The 16,935-nt window shown below is 68.9% G+C and carries 15 protein-coding genes; 9 read left to right on the top strand and 6 right to left on the bottom strand.

Annotated elements, in window-relative coordinates:
- Positions 1 to 195 precede the first annotated feature (195 nt).
- From LXT13_RS24300 to LXT13_RS24315, 4 genes are all read left to right on the top strand, one after another.
- The gene (locus LXT13_RS24300; RefSeq protein WP_233374904.1) at positions 196 to 2,250 is read left to right on the top strand and encodes an SPFH domain-containing protein; all 2,055 of its coding nucleotides are present in this window, start codon (positions 196 to 198) and stop codon (positions 2,248 to 2,250) included.
- A gap of 12 nt (positions 2,251 to 2,262) precedes the next feature.
- The gene (locus LXT13_RS24305; protein WP_233374905.1) at positions 2,263 to 3,546 is read left to right on the top strand and encodes a sensor histidine kinase; all 1,284 of its coding nucleotides are present in this window, start codon (positions 2,263 to 2,265) and stop codon (positions 3,544 to 3,546) included.
- Positions 3,543 to 4,229 carry a response regulator gene (locus LXT13_RS24310; protein ID WP_233374906.1) on the top strand — a complete coding sequence of 229 codons (687 nt, stop codon included), beginning with the start codon at positions 3,543 to 3,545 and terminating at the stop codon, positions 4,227 to 4,229. Before LXT13_RS24305 ends, LXT13_RS24310 begins: the two co-directional genes overlap by 4 nt.
- A gap of 82 nt (positions 4,230 to 4,311) precedes the next feature.
- The gene (locus LXT13_RS24315) at positions 4,312 to 5,907 is read left to right on the top strand and encodes a mechanosensitive ion channel family protein (RefSeq protein WP_233374907.1); all 1,596 of its coding nucleotides are present in this window, start codon (positions 4,312 to 4,314) and stop codon (positions 5,905 to 5,907) included.
- A 3-nt stretch (positions 5,908 to 5,910) separates the two neighbouring features.
- Here the strand turns inward: LXT13_RS24315 and LXT13_RS24320 are convergent, their stop codons facing one another.
- A complete protein-coding gene (locus LXT13_RS24320) occupies positions 5,911 to 6,603 on the bottom strand; it encodes a glutathione S-transferase N-terminal domain-containing protein (RefSeq protein WP_233374908.1) in 693 nt (230 codons plus the stop codon).
- Positions 6,604 to 6,643: 40 nt separating this feature from the next.
- Here LXT13_RS24320 and LXT13_RS24325 point away from each other — a divergent pair, with 40 nt between their 5' ends.
- Positions 6,644 to 7,384, top strand: coding sequence for a hypothetical protein (locus tag LXT13_RS24325; RefSeq protein WP_233374909.1), 741 nt, complete (start codon positions 6,644 to 6,646; stop codon positions 7,382 to 7,384).
- Between the two features lie 19 nt (positions 7,385 to 7,403).
- On the opposite strand, the gene LXT13_RS24330 is transcribed toward LXT13_RS24325, so the two are convergent.
- A complete protein-coding gene (locus LXT13_RS24330; protein WP_233374910.1) occupies positions 7,404 to 8,324 on the bottom strand; it encodes an alpha/beta hydrolase in 921 nt (306 codons plus the stop codon).
- A 201-nt stretch (positions 8,325 to 8,525) separates the two neighbouring features.
- Between LXT13_RS24330 and LXT13_RS24335 the strand changes: the two genes are divergently transcribed.
- A complete protein-coding gene (locus LXT13_RS24335; RefSeq protein ID WP_233374911.1) occupies positions 8,526 to 10,196 on the top strand; it encodes a type IV pilus assembly protein FimV in 1,671 nt (556 codons plus the stop codon).
- A gap of 20 nt (positions 10,197 to 10,216) precedes the next feature.
- Here the strand turns inward: LXT13_RS24335 and LXT13_RS24340 are convergent, their stop codons facing one another.
- The 4 genes from LXT13_RS24340 to lptF are packed head-to-tail and all read right to left on the bottom strand — an operon-like array spanning position 10,217 to position 13,750.
- Entirely contained in the window at positions 10,217 to 11,161 is a 945-nt protein-coding gene (locus LXT13_RS24340; protein ID WP_233374912.1) for a CysB family HTH-type transcriptional regulator, read from the bottom strand.
- Positions 11,158 to 11,526 (bottom strand): sirohydrochlorin chelatase, encoded by a 369-nt coding sequence (locus tag LXT13_RS24345; RefSeq protein WP_233374913.1) that lies wholly within the window; start codon positions 11,524 to 11,526, stop codon positions 11,158 to 11,160. The genes LXT13_RS24340 and LXT13_RS24345 overlap by 4 nt, the downstream gene beginning before the upstream one ends.
- On the bottom strand, positions 11,526 to 12,653 hold the full coding sequence (gene lptG / locus LXT13_RS24350; protein ID WP_233374914.1) for an LPS export ABC transporter permease LptG: 1,128 nt from the start codon (positions 12,651 to 12,653) through the stop codon (positions 11,526 to 11,528). The genes LXT13_RS24345 and lptG overlap by 1 nt, the downstream gene beginning before the upstream one ends.
- Positions 12,650 to 13,750 (bottom strand): LPS export ABC transporter permease LptF, encoded by a 1,101-nt coding sequence (gene lptF, locus LXT13_RS24355; protein WP_233374915.1) that lies wholly within the window; start codon positions 13,748 to 13,750, stop codon positions 12,650 to 12,652. Before lptF ends, lptG begins: the two co-directional genes overlap by 4 nt.
- A 29-nt stretch (positions 13,751 to 13,779) precedes the next feature.
- On the opposite strand from lptF, the gene LXT13_RS24360 reads away from it, so the two are divergent.
- The 3 genes from LXT13_RS24360 to LXT13_RS24370 all read left to right on the top strand — a co-directional run bounded on the left by LXT13_RS24360 (position 13,780) and on the right by LXT13_RS24370 (position 16,933).
- Positions 13,780 to 15,243 carry a leucyl aminopeptidase gene (locus LXT13_RS24360; RefSeq protein ID WP_233374916.1) on the top strand — a complete coding sequence of 488 codons (1,464 nt, stop codon included), beginning with the start codon at positions 13,780 to 13,782 and terminating at the stop codon, positions 15,241 to 15,243.
- Positions 15,244 to 15,245: 2 nt separating this feature from the next.
- Positions 15,246 to 15,668 carry a DNA polymerase III subunit chi gene (locus LXT13_RS24365; RefSeq protein ID WP_233374917.1) on the top strand — a complete coding sequence of 141 codons (423 nt, stop codon included), beginning with the start codon at positions 15,246 to 15,248 and terminating at the stop codon, positions 15,666 to 15,668.
- 125 nt (positions 15,669 to 15,793) lie between these two features.
- Positions 15,794 to 16,933 carry a branched-chain amino acid ABC transporter substrate-binding protein gene (locus LXT13_RS24370; protein WP_233374918.1) on the top strand — a complete coding sequence of 380 codons (1,140 nt, stop codon included), beginning with the start codon at positions 15,794 to 15,796 and terminating at the stop codon, positions 16,931 to 16,933.
- Positions 16,934 to 16,935 lie beyond the last annotated feature (2 nt).

Raw genomic sequence — 16,935 nt, forward strand, 5'->3', positions numbered from 1 at the left:
GTTCGACCAACTGGGCCTGCCCCGCCTCTCATGACCTCAAACTCTCGAACCGCCTGGTGCGGACCCGCATGCCAGGTGGTGTGGCAGGGGTGCCTCCTTCGTTGGAGGCCCCCTATGCCGATCCGGCGCCGCCCTTATGCGGCGCTGATGCCCTGCCCAGCACAGTGAAGCCCTCCTTCACCACCTGTGCTTCGCATGAACGTCCTGTTCACCCTGATCGACAACCCCTGGTGGACGATGCTGGGGCTGCTCGCTGTCCTGGCCCTGGTTTTCTATCAGCGTCTGCTGCGCCTGTTCGGATTCATCGTCGTACCGGACGACTGCATCGGTACCGTCACGAAGAAGTTCGTGCTGTTAGGTCCCCACAAGGAGCTGCCGCCCGGACGCATCGTGGCCTTGTACGGCGAGGCTGGCCTGCAGGCCGACACGCTGGCGCCCGGCCTCCACGTCGGTTTGTGGCCCTGGCAGTACGACGTCGAACTCGTGAAGTTCACGGTGGTGCCGGACGACGCGATCGGCATCGTCGAAGCCTGTGACGGGCTGCCGCTGCCCGATGGCCGCGTGCTGGCGCGCCATGTCGATTGCGACAACTTCCAGGACGCCCGCGCCTTTCTCGCCGCCGGCGAGCGCGGCCTGCAGATGAGCGTCGTGCCGCCCGGTGCCTGGCGCGTCAACACGCTGCTGTTCACCGTGCGACTGGAACGCATGACCGTCATCGAGCCCGGCAAGATCGGCATCGTCGAGGCGCGGGACGGTCGGCCGCTGGCCGGTGGCCGCGTCATCGGCCGCACGGTGGCCTGCGACAGCTTCCAGGATGCCCGCGCCTTCATGGCCGGCGGCGGTGAGCGCGGCCCGCAGATGAGCGTCATTCCCCAGGGCAAGTACCGCATCAACCCCAGCCTGTTCAAGGTCGTGCAGGTGCCGGTGACGGACGTGCCCGACAACCAGGTCGGCATCGTCACGACGCGCGAAGGCGCGCCGCTGCCCACCGGCGAGATCGCCGGCCCCGAGGTGCCCGGCCACAACTTGTTCCAGGACCCGCAGGCCTTCGTCAATGCCGGCGGCACCAAAGGTCTGCAGGAGCAGGTGCTGCTGGCCGGCCGCTACTTCATCAACCCGATGTTCGCGACCGTCGAGATCATCGCGATGACGGAGGTGCCGATCGCGTCGGTAGGCGTCGTCGTCGCCTTCGTCGGCAAGGCCGGCGTGGACGTGACGGGAGAGGGCTTCCGCCATGCCAACATGGTCCGCAAGGGCGAGAAGGGCGTGTGGGTGGACGTGCTCGACCCCGGAAAATACGCCATCAACACCTACACGCACAAGGTGCGCATCGTGCCGACGGCCAACGTCGTGCTGAACTGGGCCACCGGCAAGACGGAGGCGCACAAGCTGGATGCCAACCTCTCGACCATCACCGTGCGCTCGGCGGACGGCTTCACGTTCAACCTGGACGTGAGCCAGATCATCCACATCCCGCGCAACGACGCACCCAAGGTCATCGCGCGCTTCGGCAGCATGGAGGCGCTCGTCACGCAGGTGCTGGAGCCCACCATCGGTAACTACTTCCGCAACGCCGCACAGAACTCGGACGTCATCGACTTCCTGAAGAAACGCAGCGAGCGCCAGGCCGAAGCCAAGGCCGCCATCGCTTCGGCGCTGAAGGCGTACGACGTGGGCGCGGTGGAGACGCTGATCGGCGACATCGTGCCGCCGGCCGAGTTGATGAAGACGTTGACCGACCGCAAGCTCGCCGAGCAGGAGAAGGTCACGTTCACGACGCAGATGGAAGCGCAGGGTGTGCGCCAGCAGCTGGAGCAGGCCACGGCGCTGGCGCGCACGCAGGCCCAGGTGGTGGACGCCGAGCGCAAGGTGGCGATGGCCGAGTTCAACGCCCAGGCTGCGGTGAAGACGGCCGACGGCGCGGCGCGTTCCAAGAAGATCACGGCCGAGGCCGACGCCGAGGTCACGCGCGTCACGGGCCAGGCCGAGGCGGGCCGGACGCTGGCCATCGGCGAGGCCGAAGCCGCCGTCATCCGCCAGAAGATCGACTCGATGGAATCGGGTAACTACGCCATCGTGCAGGTCGCGCAGGCGCTGGCGGGCGCAGGGGTGAACCTGGTGCCGGACGTCATGGTCGGCGGTGCGAGCGCAGGGCAGGGCGGCACGCTAGTGGACGTGCTTCTGGCAGGGCTCGTGAAGGACAGGCTGGCGAAGCCCGAGCCGGCGCGACTCGAGGTGGCCAGCTCCTAAACTCCGACGCCCATGATCCCCCGCCCCATCGTCCAGTTCCTGCCCTGGATCGCTACCGGCTCGCTGATGGCGCTGGCCTGGGTAGGCTGGAAGCTCCGCATGGCCTGGGCCGGCCTGCGTGCCGCTCAGCGGGCGGCCCAGCTCGAGCGTGCGCTGCGCGAGTTCGGCGACCTGATGCGCGATGCCGACCGCCCCGAAGTCCATGCGCACGAACTACTGCAGGCCCTGACCCAGCTGGCGGGACTGCCCGCGGCCGCTTTGCTGCGGCCCGGCTGCGGCACGCGCGACATTGTCATCGGCGACCCCGATGCGAACGCCATCGCCGGTCTGCAGCTGTGCGCCGACGGCGGTCGGGCGCTGGGGCCGGGCACGGCGCACCATGCCGGCGAGCCCGACCTCTACCTGCCCCTGCGAGGGCGGGATGCCTGCTACGGCGCCGTCACGCTGCGCGGCCTTGGCGACCTTGTTCTGCCGCCCGACCTGCTGGCCCATGCCCAGGCGCTGTGCGACCAGATGGGCCTGGCGCTGCAGCGTCGATGCGTTCAGGACGAAGCCCGCCAGGCCGGCGAGCTGGCCGAGACGCAGACCACGCGAAACGCGATGCTGGCCGCCATCTCGCACGACTACCGCACGCCGTTAGCCACCATCATGGGCTCGGCCTCGGCGCTGCAGACGCAGGGCGACCGGTTGAGCGCCGCGCAGCGCCAGGAGCTGGCCGGCCGCATCGTGGACGAGACGGCGCGCCTCGTGCGGCTGACCGACAACACGTTGCAACTCGCACGGCTGGGCGCGCCGGGCGTGGCGCTGCGCTGCGACTGGGAGTCGGCCGAGGAGATCGTCGGCGCGGCGCTGCGGCGCGTGCGCCGCCGGCCCGATGGCGGCCGCGTGAAGGCGCGCGTGGCGGACGACCTGCCGCTGCTGTGGTGTGATGCAGCCCTGATGTCTCAGCTGCTCGACAACCTCATCGACAACGCCCTGAAGTACAGCCCCGCCGACGCGCCGGTAGAGGTGGTCGCGCGCCGCATCGGCGGTGACGCGCTGCTGGCCGTGCGCGACCGCGGCCCGGGCATCGAGCCGGCCTGGCGCGAGCGCGTGTTCGATGCCTTCCAGCGCGGCGACCTGGCCACCTTCTCGCAGCGCCCGCCCGGCGCCGGCGTGGGCCTGGCCGTGTGCCGGGCGATTGCGCTGGCCCACGATGGTGGCCTGGATCTGCGCCCACGCGGCCATGGCGGCTGCAGCTTCGAACTGTGGCTGCCATTGCGCGCGGCCCCCGAACTGCAGGAAGCGCCGGCATGAGGCTGCTGCTCGTCGAGGACGACCGCGAGTTGCGTGTGACGCTGCGCGAGGCCCTGGCCGTGGAAGGCTACGAGGTGCTGACCGCCGCCAGCCTCGCCGATGCGATGGCGCAGCTTGCGCATGCCGGCCCGCTGGATGCCGTGCTGCTGGACCTGGGCCTGCCTGACGGTGATGGCGAAGACCTGCTGCGTGCGTTGCGCCGCGAGAGGTCCACGCCGCTCATCGTCATCTCCGCGCGGCAGGTGGAGGGACACAAGATCCGCCTTCTCGATGCCGGCGCCGACGACTACCTCGTCAAGCCTTTCGGCATCGGCGAGCTGCTGGCGCGTCTGCGCGTGGCGCTGCGGCATCGCGGCACGGTGGCGCAGCCGGCGCTGACGCACTACCGCCGCGCCGGCCTGGAGGTGGACCTGGCCTCCCACCGCGTGCGCCGCGACGGCGCCGATGTGCGCTTGACGCCGACCGAGTTCAAGCTGCTGGCCCGCCTCGTGCGGCAGGCCGGCCAGGTTGTCACCCACCGCCGGCTGCTGGCCGACGTGTGGGGGCCGGACGCGACTGAGCAGACGCACTACCTGCGCCTGTACATGGCGCAGCTGCGCGCCAAGTTGGAGGCCGACCCGGGCGAGCCCAGCGTGCTGCTGACTGAGCCGGGTGTCGGCTACCGCATCGCCGAACCGAAATGACCGCCGGCGCGCTGGTCGACCCGGGCCGGGCCTGCTAGCCTGCCTGGCGCCGCGCGTGGCGGCTCGGGAGGCGGAGCAGGCGATGCGAATCCGTTGGTGGTGGCCGATGCTGGCTTGGTGTGTCGCGCAGGCGGCCTGGGCCGACGAGGCGGCGCTGATGCTGAACCAGCGCAAGATCGTTACGCTGCGTGCGACGCTCAAGGGGCAGTCGCCGCAGGAGCGCGTGGACGCAGCGCGGCAGGCGGTTGACGCCGCGGTGGCGACAGCGGGGGCCGACCGGGTCGAGCTGCAGGCGTTGCCCGGTGAGCCACCGACCGTACGGCTGCTCGTCAACGGCACGGCTGTGTTCCATCTCGTGCCGGAAGACCTCGGCGGAGCGCAGGCGGCGTCGTTGCTGGGCGTGGCTGCGCAGGATGCGGAGCGACGGCTGCGGCAGGCCCTGGCCGAGGCGCGTGAGGCGCGGGACCCGCGGGCCTGGGCCGTGGGGCTGGGTGTCACGCTGGTGACCACGGCCGCAGCGGCGGGTGCTCTGTGGGGGCTGGCCGCCTTGCGACGTCGCGTATTGCGCCGCCTGTTCCTGTGGCTCAGCCATGACGGAGCGCCGGCGACGCGGCCGTGGTGGCAGGTGTCGGGCGAGCATGCCATAGCGCTGCTGCGGGGGCTGGCGGGCCTGGCGAGCTGGGGTGTCGCGCTGGTGGTGCTGGACCTGTGGGCCAGCTTCGTGCTGCGCCAGTTCGCCGTCACACGTGTGTGGGGCGAGCGGGCGGGCAACTGGTTGCTGTCGCTGCTGCTGGATCTGCTCCAGGCGTCCGCCGCCGCCGTGCCGGGGCTCGTGACGGCGGCGCTCATCTTCCTCGTCGCCCGCGCCGTGCTGCGCGTCGTGCACGCGGTGCTGGAACGCGTGCAGCGCGGCGAGCTGAGCCTTGCCGGGCTGGACGCGGACACCGCCAGGCCTACGTCGCGGCTGGCCGGGCTGGTCATCTGGCTTTTCGCGCTGGCGATGGCCTACCCCTACCTGCCCGGCGCCAGCAGCGAGGCCTTCAAGGGGGTCACCGTGCTGGCAGGGCTGATGGTGTCGCTGGGGGCGTCGGGCGTCGTCGGACAGCTGATGGCCGGGCTGTCGCTGATGTATTCGCGGGCGCTGCGCGTGGGCGAGTACGTGCGCATCGGTGAGATGGAGGGCACGGTCACCTCGCTGGGCATGTTCGCCACCAAGCTGCACACCGGCCTCGGCGAGGAGGTGAGCCTGCCCAACGCCGTGGTCTTCGGCCAGTCCATCCGCAACTTCTCCCGGCTGGTGCAGGACGATGGCCAGTACGTGCTGCACACCGCCGTCACCATCGGCTACACCACGCCGTGGCGGCAGGTGCACGCGATGCTGCTGGAGGCGGCGCGGCGCACGCCAGGTGTGTTGGAGGCACCGGCGCCGTATGTCGTGCAGACGGCGCTGAGCGACTTCTACGTCGAGTACCGGCTCTGCGCTCAGGGCAGCCGTGCCGTGCCGCAGCGCCGGGCGGAGGCGATGAGCCAGCTGCACGGCCACATCCAGGACGTCTTCAACGAGAACGGCGTGCAAATCATGTCGCCGCACTACCTGGGTGACCCGCCCGAGGCGCAGGTGGTACCGGCCGGGCCGTGGTTCACGCCGTCCGCCGGCCCGATGCCGCCGCGGCGCTGAGGTTCAGCGCTGGGCTAGCTGCCGCTGGCCGAACAGCACCTCACGCGAGCCGGCGTCGGTCAGCGGCCGCCGCGCGTCGGCCAGCACCTCCAGCCCGCGCTGCACGGCAGGGCGGCGGGCGATCTCGTCGAACCAGCCTTTGAGGTGCGGGTAGTCGGCCATCGTCACGCCCTGGTTCTTCCACGATCGCAGCCACGGGAAGACAGCGATGTCAGCGATGCTGTAGTCGCGCCCGCCGAGGTAGGGCACGTGCGCCAGCCGCTTGTTGATGACGCCGTACAGCCGCTTCGCCTCGTTCGTGTAACGCTCGATCGCGTAGGGCAGCTTCTCGGGGGCATAGACGCGGAAGTGATGCGCCTGGCCCAGCATCGGACCCACGCTGGCCATCTGGAACATCAGCCACTGCAGCACCTCGTACTTGCCTGCCACGTCAGCCGGCAGCAGCCGGGCGGTCTTGCCGGCCAGGTAGAGCAGGATCGCGCCGCTCTCGAATAGCGAAAGCGGTTGGCCCCCCGGTCCGTCGGGGTCGGTGAGCGCCGGAATCTTGTTGTTGGGGCTGATGGCGAGGAAATCCGGGGCGAATTGCTCGCCCGCACCGATGTTGACGGGGTGCACCCGGTAGGCGAGGCCGCACTCCTCCAGCATGATGTGCACCTTGTGCCCGTTCGGGGTGGGCCATGAATACACTTCGATCATTCGGTGCCTCCATCAGCAATCAGCTGGATTCTCACGACTCATGGTGGTAAAGCAAGTCAAGCACTGGCTCGTGACCCGGGCCAACGCCGCCCGTTGGCGCCCGATCCTGGATTGGGCCGAGGCGCGCGGCGCGGAGTTCGCGCAAAGCCGCGACGGGACGGGCTTCGTCATCGAGCAGCCCAAGGCCGTGCCCGGCCCATTGCGCGTCGAGTGGGGGCAGTCTCAGCGCAGCTACCTGCAAGGCACCGAGTTGCGCATGCGCTGCGAGATGAACCTGCACCCGGATCTGCAGCTGATGGTCGTCTGCCGCGACCTGATGGAAGACCTGGAGCGCGCCGTTTTCGAGGCCTATACCGACACGCTCAAGACGCGCATCGACACCGATGCGCCCGAGGAGATGCGTTGGCTGGTGATGTTCCCGAAGTTCGATAGCGCGGCTTCGCAGCTCGTGCGTCAGCGCTACGGCGTTATCGGCGTGACGCGCGATCTGGCTCGTTCATGGATCGACAGCGAGTTGGGCGAGGCGCTTGCGCAGGCTAGCCAGGACCTGCTGCCCGAGGGCCATCCCTTCGTGCTGATGTGCATGCGCGGCAACCTCTACCTGCGCGCCGGCATGACCGAAGCCCAGCTCGATAAGGTGCAGGGCCTCGTGCGGCTGCTGGAGCTCGCCGCGCGCGAGGCGCGGCGCGTGGACGGCCGGCTGTCCGAGAGCGGCGGCGCCTGGCCCACGACGACGTCCATCGCCTGGACGCACACCTCGCCGCACTCCGACGACGTCTGACGCCGCCGCGCGCGGGGCATCAACGGAACAGCTGCTGCGCGAAGTAGTACAGGTTCTCGGCCCAGCTGTCGCCGTCGTGGCCGTATTCGTCCACGTGCCAGACGTGCGCGACGCCATGGGCCTTCAGATGCCGGTGCACGGCCTGCGAGACGCTGATGAGGCCATCCTTGCGCCCGCAGGACAGGTAGACGAAGGCGGGTTGTCGGCCCAGCGAACCTTCCGGGTCGGCCAGCAGCTCGGCCGCGGGCTTGGTGTTCGGTGCGGACGAGAAGCCGCCGAGCCAGGCAAAGGTGTCCAGGTGGCCCAGGCCGAAATTCAGCGACTGGCCGCCGCCCATCGACAGCCCGGCCAGCGCACGATGCTTTCGATCGGTCTCGGTCGGATAGGACGCCTGCACGGCCGGGATGAGGGACTCCAGCAGGTCGCGCTCGAACTTCGCGAAGCCGGCCGCGTTCTCCGCGGTGAAGACGCGGTCCGCCGGCGGCGCCCGGTCGTCCGCGAGCGCGCGGCCGTTGGGGAAGACGACGATCATCGGCTGCACCTTGCCGTCGGCCAGCAGGTTGTCCAGCACGATCGGGGCGCGCACGTATCCGGTCCATTCATGCGGGTTGCCGCCGATGCCGTGCAGCAGATAGAGCACCGGGTACTTGCGGTCGCGCGAGTAGCCGGGCGGCAGATAGACCAGGGCCTCGCGCCGCGTGCCGGTGACAACCGAGTCGTAGCCCATCGTTTCCGGCCTGCCGTGGCTGATGCCGCTGCGCTCGTCGCGGAAGCCGGCGGGTGGCGGCGGGAAGTGGCGTACGTCGTCAGCGGCGAGCTCGATGGTCCGCGCGAAGTTGGCGCGGGCCCGGTCGGGCGTGACCTGCTCCTGTGCAAGGGCGGCGGAGACCATTCCCAGGCCGGCCAGCAGCCAGGCGGAGCCGATGAGGATGCGTTTCATGAGGCGATGGCCGGCTGTCGGCCTGGGTTGAAAGCGGCGATTCTGTGCCGGCAGCGCCGAGGAGCGTTCCAGGGTCATTGCCGGGGCGGGGTCGGCCTTGGGAGCCGACGGCCCATGCTAGAGTGAAACGCGTTGTTGCAATCTTTCACTTCCACCGTACGAGCTTCGCAGCCGATGCCCCTAACGGCCCAGCGCCCAACGATGTTCGCGGGCGTCCTCACCCCCGCCTTGGCACTGCTGCTCGGCTTGGCGCCGCAAGGCGCGCTGGCCTTGGGGCTGGGCCAGCCCCAGGTCCACTCCGTGCTCGGCAAGCCGCTGGATGTCAGCATTCCGCTGCTGCTATCTGAGGGCGAGCAGCTCACCGACAGTTGCCTGCGCACCGAAGTTTCGGCCGGCGACGCGCGCGTGCCGGCCGGACTGCTGCAACTGCGCATCGAAGGCGTGGAGGGGCAGCAACGGATCCGGTTGCAGAGCGCCGCTCGCATCGACGAGCCGGCGCTTCGCATCACGCTTGCCTTGGGCTGCCCCTTGCGGCTGACGCGCGAGTTCAATGCGTTCGTCGACCCGCCCGCCAGTGCGCAGGTCGCCGCCGAGCCACCCGCGCCGCAGCCCATGCCCACTGTGACGGTGGCCGCCGCGCCGAGCACTGCAGCCCAGCCTGCGCCGGCACCCGCGCCCCGGGCGCATCCGCGTCCCAAGCCAAAGCCGCGACCCACCGGTCCGCGCTTGGTGCTGGAGCGGCCCGAGGTGCTCGTGTCCGAAGCGCCGCGGCCGGTGCAGCCCGCCGCCAGCGCCCCGGAAATGGAGCTGACGCCGGAACTCGAGGCCCAGATCGCCGAGCTGGAACAGACCGTGGCCCAGTTGCGTGCCGAGCTGGAATCGCGACAGGCGGCTGCCGCATCTGCGCCGCCGGTGGCCGTGGCGAGCGTATCTGCGCCGGCCTCGTCGCCGGCCCCGGCCGTGGCTGCGCCGGCGCCCCGGGCGTCGCCTTACCGAGACCCGATGACATGGGCGCTGACGCTGGGACTGAGCCTGCTGGCCGGCGCAGCCGCCTTCTACGGCAGCCGCTGGCGCGAAGAGCGTGCGCGTCGCGAGATGGCCTACTGGCGCGCACTGCAGGCCGCGGCGGAAGGCGGCGGCGTGCCGCCCGCACCGCCGTCACCGTCTCCGGGCATGGCCCCGCCCGTCATCGCCGAGCCGGCGATGCTGCCCGACGAGAGCATCCACCAGTCCACGCGGCCTCAGCCCCGCCCCATGCCGTGGCCGCCCGGTCCACTCGCGGTCACGAGGGCGGCTCCTGCGCCGGATGCTACGCAGCGCCTGCCGCGTCGCCCGGAGATCGCGCCGGTGCTGGCCCAGGAACTGACCGTCGCGGACGAACTGCTGGACCTGCAGCAGCAGGTGGAATTCCTGCAGCTGCTCGGTCAGCAGGATGCCGCGGCCGACCTGCTGGCGACGCGGCTGACGCGTGGTAACGCGGGCGCCATGCCCTACCTGATGCTGATGGAGCTGTGCCAACAGCGCGGCGATCAGCAGGTGTTCGCGGAGCTGGCGAAGCAGTTCGAGGCGCGCTTCCGCACGCATGCGCCGCAATGGTCGCAAAGCCTGTCGCGCGGCCGCACACTGGACACCAGCCCCAGCGTCATCGCGCACCTGCAGGTGGTGTGGTCTGACGCGGCGTCGGCGATGCACATGTTGCAGGAGCTTGTCGCCCGTGGCGCTGGCCCCGGCGCGCCGCACTTCGAGCTGCCGGCCTACCGTGACCTGTTGACACTCTACAGCGTGTCGCGCGACCTTTTCGAGACCGGACTGCGCGGCGATGAGGTGGACCTGATGCTGCCGATCGACTCGGGGTTCGGCGAGCAGCGCTAGCGCCCCGGCGCCCGCGCCGCCTACAGCTCGAAGTCGTCCGACTCGCCGCTCATTGCCCTCTCGATGAGCCGGCGGCCCAGCCGCTCTGAGAGCAGCTCGGCAAAGGTGTAGACGTAGTTGCGCAAATAGGCGCCGCGTTTGAAGGCGATGCGCGTGACGTTGCTGCCCAGCAGTGCGCCGAGCGGTCGGGCGACGAGGTCGCTGCCGGCCGGCTCCTCGCGCATCGCCATCTCGGCCACGATGCCCACGCCCATGCCCAGGCGCACATAGGTCTTGATGACGTCCGAGTCGATGGCCTCCAGCACGATGTTGGGCGTGAGGTGACGCGCGGCGAAGGCCTTGTCGATGCGGGTGCGGCCGGTGAAGCTGGGGTGATAGGACACCAGCGGCTCGCCAGCCAGTTGGTCCAGGTTGATGCGCTCGGCCGTGGCCAGCGGATGGTCGCGCGGTACGACCATGACGTGCTGCCATTCGTAGCAGGGCAGCGTGACGAGCTCGGGGTACTGCGCCAGCGACTCGGTTGCTAGGCCCAGGTCGGCGGTCTCGTCGATCAGCATGCGGGCGACCTGGTCCGGGCTGCCCTGGTGCAGGCTCACGCGCAGCTGCGGCAACTGCTTGCGCAGCTGCGCGACGGGGGCGGGCAGCACGTAGCGGGCCTGCGTGTGGGTCGTCGCGATGGAGAACGTGCCGCTGTCCTGGCGCGAGTACTCCTCGCCGATGCGTTTCAGGTTGGCCACCTCGCGCATGATGATCTCGATGCAGGCGAGCACCTGCTGGCCCGGCTCGGTGATACGGCGCAGCCGCTTGCCATGGCGCGAGAAGATGTCGACGCCCAGCTCTTCCTCCAGCTCCAGGATGGCCTTGGACACGCCGGGCTGCGACGTGAACAGCGCCTTGGCCGTCTCGGTGAGATTGAGGTTGCGGCGGGCGGCTTCCTGGACGAAGCGGAATTGATGGAGGTTCATTCGAGGACGGCCGCGCAGGCGGAGGTGATCGCGTGCAGCACGGCGTCCTGGTCACCCAGCGGCGCGTGCAGTTGCCACTCGATGGCGCTGCCATGCTGCTCGCGCAGCCGGTCCAGCAGCACCGGCACGTCGCGCCGCACATGCCCGCCGGTACCCAGGAACAGCGGCATCACATGCACGCGGGTGCAGCCGGCTTCGGCCAACTGCCGGGCCGCGTCTTCCATGCCGGGCGACATGAATTCCAGATAGGCCATGACGACGGGCACGCCGGGGCGGGCTGCACTCAGCCGCTCGGTGATGACCTCGAATGGGCGCGCCCAGGCCGGGTCGCGGGCGCCGTGGGCGAAGAGCAGCAGTCCATCCATCATCGATACCTGACCAACCAGGTGAAGGCGGCCATCGACAGGCCGAGGTAGAGCAGGCTGGGCGTGGCGGCCACGATCCAGGGCGTCCAGTTCTTCAGCATGCCCAGGTGGCCCGCCACGTTGTTCAGCAGCACGAAGCTGATGCCCAGCATGATGCCGCCGAACACCTTGAGGCTGATGCCGCCTGAGCGGCCGTGCAGGTAGGCGAAAGGCAGGGCCAGCGCCACCATGACGAAGCAGGCGAACGGGTAGAGGGCCTTGCGCCAGAACTGGATGTTGTGCGCCTGCGCCGACTGCTCCTGCGCGGAGAGGTGCTGGGTGTAGCGGTAGAGCTCCAGCGTCGACATCGACATGGCCGGCAGCACCGCCGCGGCGATGACGCCGGCATGCAGCGAGCTCTGCCAGTCCAGCCGGTCGAGCTTCTGCTCTGTGACGGCCGCCGAGCCGACGCCGGGCGCCGATGCCGCGCTGCCGATCGCCCACAGCGTGCGGCGCACGGCCTGCAGGTGCCAGGTGCCGTCGGCGTCGACCGCGGCCTTGGCGGCCTCCGTGCGGGACATGAGCCGGCCCTGCGGGTCGAATTCGTAGATGCGCACGTCCTCCAGTTCGCCGCCGGCGCCAGCGCGGCCGACCTTGACGGAGTAGCTGTGCTCTTCGCCGTTCACCTTGCGGTGGTCCTTGAGCCAAGCGCCGCGCTTGGTTGGCGTGGCGTCGCGCGTGAAGCTGGCCCGCAGGTCGTCGCCTTGGCGCTCGAATTGCGGCGCGACGTAGTCGCCGACGACGAAGGTCAGCACGGCGAAGACCGCGGCCAGCCCCGCCAGCAGGCCCAGCGCGCGCTCCGGGCCGAGGCCACCGGTGCGCAGGATGGTGAACTCGCTGCTCTGCGCCAGCCTGGCCAGCGCGATGATGGCGCCGATCAGCACGGCAATCGGGAACAGCGTGTAGAAGTTGCCGGGGATCTCCATCGCCGCCAGCACGGCCGCCTTGCCGGCGCCGGCGCCGATGCGCGACATGCGGTCGATCTCGTCGACGAAGTCGTTGAAGAACACCAGTGACAGGAAGGCCAGTGCGACGAGCACGACGGATCCGACGATGTCCTTGTAGAGCAGGCGGCGGACGGTCTTCATGCGGAGGCAGTACTTGCCGCGCGGCGGCGAAGGCAGAAGCGGTTGGCGTTGTCCCGCAGCCAGATGATGGCCATGGCCAGCAGGAATGCGCTGCCGTGCAGGCTGACGAGCGCGCTGGGCAGCGTCGTGCGGCCGTTGCCCACCCACGACACGCTGACGTTGACGAGGTTGAAATAGACGACGAAGGCCAGCAGCGCGAACAGCAGGTTCCAGCTGTTCGCGCGGCGCGGGTTGGACGCCGACAGGCCAACACCGAGGAAGGCCATGTTGATGCCGCAGAGGATCATGCCCAGGCGCCAGGTCAGCTCGCCCTGGTTCTTGGCAGTCGGCGTGCGCAGCAGTTCCATCGTCGGTGTTGCCTTGGGTGGCAGCTGGCTGCCGTTGGCGAGCACCTGCGTGTCGGTCAGCACCTTGTACTGCTCGAAGCGGGCCAGGCTCTTTTCGCCCGTCTTGAGCTGGGTTTCGTTGCGCTGGCCGTGGTCCAGCACGAGGAAGCGGTCGTCGCCCTCCATCTCCAGCCGACCGCGCGATGCCGTCGTCACGGACTCGCGTTCATGCTGGTTTGCAAGTATGAAGACGTTGCGGCCGGTTGCCGCGTTGTCGCCGTCGCGTTCGATGAAGAACACCCGGCTGCCATCGCGCGAGGTCTGGAACTGCCCCGGCGCGACGCGCGACAGGTCGCTGCGCTTCTGGTAGCGGTCGCGCAGCTCCGCGCTGTTCTGGTTGCCCCAGGGCCAGACCAGCAGCTCCAGCACGACGACCGCCAGCAGTACCGGCCAGGCCATGCGCAGCACCGGACGCACGAAGCGCGACAGCGGCACACCGCTGGCGAACCAGACCGTCATTTCGGACTCGCGGTAGAACCGCCCGAGCGTCATGACGACGGCCAGGAAGACGGACAGGATGAGGATGGTGGCGAGGTGAGCGATGGTCGCGTAGCCCATCAGCAGCACGACGTCCTGCGGCGCCACATTGCCGCCGGCGGCCTGGCCCAGCGTCTTCATGAGCGTCAGCGTCAGCATGATGGTCAGGATGACCACCAACGTGACACCGAAACTCTTGGCCAGCTCCGACCGCGTGGATGAATCGAATAACATCAAACGCACTTTTTCTACTTCCGGTCATTATGGACTTCAAGGTTCAAACCACAGAGCTGGAAGCTCTCGCCACCGCGGGTGCTGACGCTCTGATCGTGGTGCTGGGTGGCGACTCGCTGCCCGAGGGTCTGGACGCTGCCGTCGCCAAACATGCGCAGGCTGCGATCAAGCTCGGAGATTTTTCACTGAAGGCCGGCCAGGCCATCACGCTCACCCAGCCCGACGGCCTGAAGGCCTCGCGCCTGGTGCTGGCGGCCAGCGGCAAGACGACGCTGGCGGCGGCGCGTGCAGCACTTGCCGCGGGCCTCGCGCAGGTCAAGTCGCGCGGCGTGGCTCATGCGGCCGTCGTGTTCGCGGGTTTCGATACGGCGCTTGGCGAAGCGCTCGCGGAGCAGACCACCATCGCAGCCACCGATACTGTCTATGTCTACCGCCACACCAAGCCCAGCGCACCTGCGGCGCCCAAGCTCGCCAAGCTGACGCTGTTGGCGGCCAAGGCCGCGGTGAAGGAGGCTAGGGCCGGCCTCGCGCGCGGCCAGGCCATCGCCGCCGGCATAGAGCTGGCCCGAGAATGCGCCAACCGCCCGGCCAATCATGCGACGCCCACCTACCTGGGCCAGGTCGTGCAGCAACTGGGCAAGACGCATGGCCTCAAGGTCGAGGTCATGGACCGCAAGGCCGTCGAGAAGCTCGGCATGGGCAGCTTCCTGGCCGTCGCCCAGGGCTCGGATGAGCCGCTGCGCTTCATCGTCGCCCGTTACGACGGCGCGCCCAAGTCCGTCGCGCCGGTCGTGCTGGTTGGCAAGGGCATCACCTTCGACACCGGTGGCATCTCGCTGAAGCCCGGCGCCGAGATGGACGAGATGAAGTTCGACATGGGTGGTGCGGCCAGCGTCATCGGCACGTTGCGCGCCGTGGCGGAGCTCAAGCCCAAGATCAACCTCGTCGTCATCGTCGCCGCCTGCGAGAACATGCCCAGTGGCAACGCGGTCAAGCCCGGTGACGTGGTCACGTCGATGTCGGGCCAGACCATCGAAATCCTCAACACGGACGCCGAAGGACGCCTCATCCTGTGCGATGCGTTGACGTATGCGGAACGCTTCAAGCCGGCCGTCGTGGTCGACGTGGCGACGCTGACGGGCGCCTGCGTCATCGCGCTGGGTGGCGTGCGCAGCGGCATGTATGCGAGCGACGACGAACTCGCCGCGGCGCTGGCTGCTGCCGGCGATGCGGCGTTGGACCCCTGCTGGCGCATGCCGCTGGACGATGACTATGCCGAAGGCCTGAAGAGCAACTTCGCCGATGTGCCCAACATTGCTGGCCGGGCGGGCGGTTCCATCACTGCGGCCAAGTTTCTGCAGCGCTTTGCGAGCAAGTATCGCTGGGGCCACCTGGACATCGCGGGCACGGCCTGGAAGGGCGGCGCAGCCAAGGGCGCCACGGGCCGGCCGGTCGGGCTGCTGACGCATTTCGTGCTGGGCCAGTCGCGCTGACCGTGACCGTTCAGGTCAGCTTCTACAGCGACGCTGCGGACCCTCTGCACTTCGCCTGCCGGCTGGTCCGCCGTGCGCTTGCATCCGGCAAGCCGGTCGGCGTTTGCGTGTCGGCCGGCGATGCAGAGCGGCTGGATGCGTTGCTGTGGAGCTTCGACGCAGCGGAATTCATCCCGCACCGTTGCTGGGATGGCGCTGACGCTGCTGTGGCTGGCGAGGTGTTGCTGGTGGAGGATGCCTCGCTATTGCCGCACCGCGGCCTGCTCCTCAACCTTGCCCAGGATCTGCCGGGCGATGCACTCGCGTTCGAGCGCGTGCTTGAGGTCGTCGGCCGAGAGCCTGCGATCGTGCAGGCGGGCCGGGCGCGCTATCGGAGCTACCAGCAGGCAGGCGCCCGGCTGGACCATTTTTCGGCGGCGGGCTGAGAAGTGTTGCTTCCATGCTTTCCCCGACGGAGCGCATGCTGAATTTGGGATATGTTCATTTGGCTGAAAACTCAACAGCTCCCTTGTTTTTCCTCTCCCTCTCTCTTCCAAACCGGAGTCGATCCATGCAGATCAAAGTGAATATGGTGGTGGGTGCCGTGGCCGTGCTGCTCAGCGGTGCCGCGATGTCTCAGGAAGTGGTGAAGATCGGCCACGTGGGCCCCACCAGCGGCGCCATCGCCCACCTGGGCAAGGACAACGAGCTTGGCGCCCGCCTGGCAATCGAGGAACTCAACGCCAAGGGCGTGAGCATCGGCGGTAAAAAGGTCAAGTTCGAGCTGCTGGCCGAAGACGACGCCGGCGACCCGAAGCAGGGCACTGCGGCCGCCCAGAAGCTGGTCGACGCGAAGGTCAACGGCGTGATCGGCCACCTGAACTCTGGCACCTCCATCCCGGCCTCCAAGGTCTACAGCGACGCCGGCATTCCGCAGATTTCGCCTTCGGCGACCAACCCCAAGTTCACTCGCCAAGGCTACAAGACGACCTTCCGCGTCGTGGCCGACGACGTGCACCTGGGTGGCACGCTGGGTCGCTATGCCGCCAAGGATCTGAAGGGCAAGTCCATTGCCGTCATCGATGACCGCACGGCCTATGGTCAGGGCGTGGCCGACGAGTTCGAGAAGGGCGTCAAGGGCGCGGGCGGCAACGTCGTCGGCCGTGAGTTCACGAACGACAAGGCCACGGACTTCACCGCCATCCTGACCTCGTTGAAGGCCAAGAAGCCGGACGTGGTCTTCTTCGGCGGTATGGATGCTGTTGCCGGCCCGATGTTGCGCCAGATGAAGCAGCTGGGCATCAACGCCAAGTTCCTCGGCGGCGACGGCATCTGCACGAGCGAACTGCCCAAGCTGGCTGCCGGCACGATGGGCGACAACCAGGTCGTCTGCGCCGAGGCGGGCGGCGTGGAGGGCGAGGCGAAGAAGGGCCTGGACGAGTTCAAGGCGAAGTTCAAGTCCAAGTTCAACGTGGACGTGCAGATCTACGCGCCTTACGTCTATGACGCCGTCAACGTGATGGTCGATGCGATGGTGCGCGCCAAGTCGGCTGACCCCGCCAAGTACCTGCCTGAACTGGCCAAGACCGACGGCTACAAGGGCGTGACGGGCGTCATCGCCTTCGACGCCAAGGGCGACATCAAGAACGGCGCGTTGACGCTCTACACCTACAAGGGTGGCAACCGCGAGCAGATCGCCGTCGTGCGCTGATC

It is taken from the genome of Pelomonas cellulosilytica, from assembly GCF_021353265.1.
GTDB lineage: Bacteria > Pseudomonadota > Gammaproteobacteria > Burkholderiales > Burkholderiaceae_C > Pelomonas > Pelomonas cellulosilytica.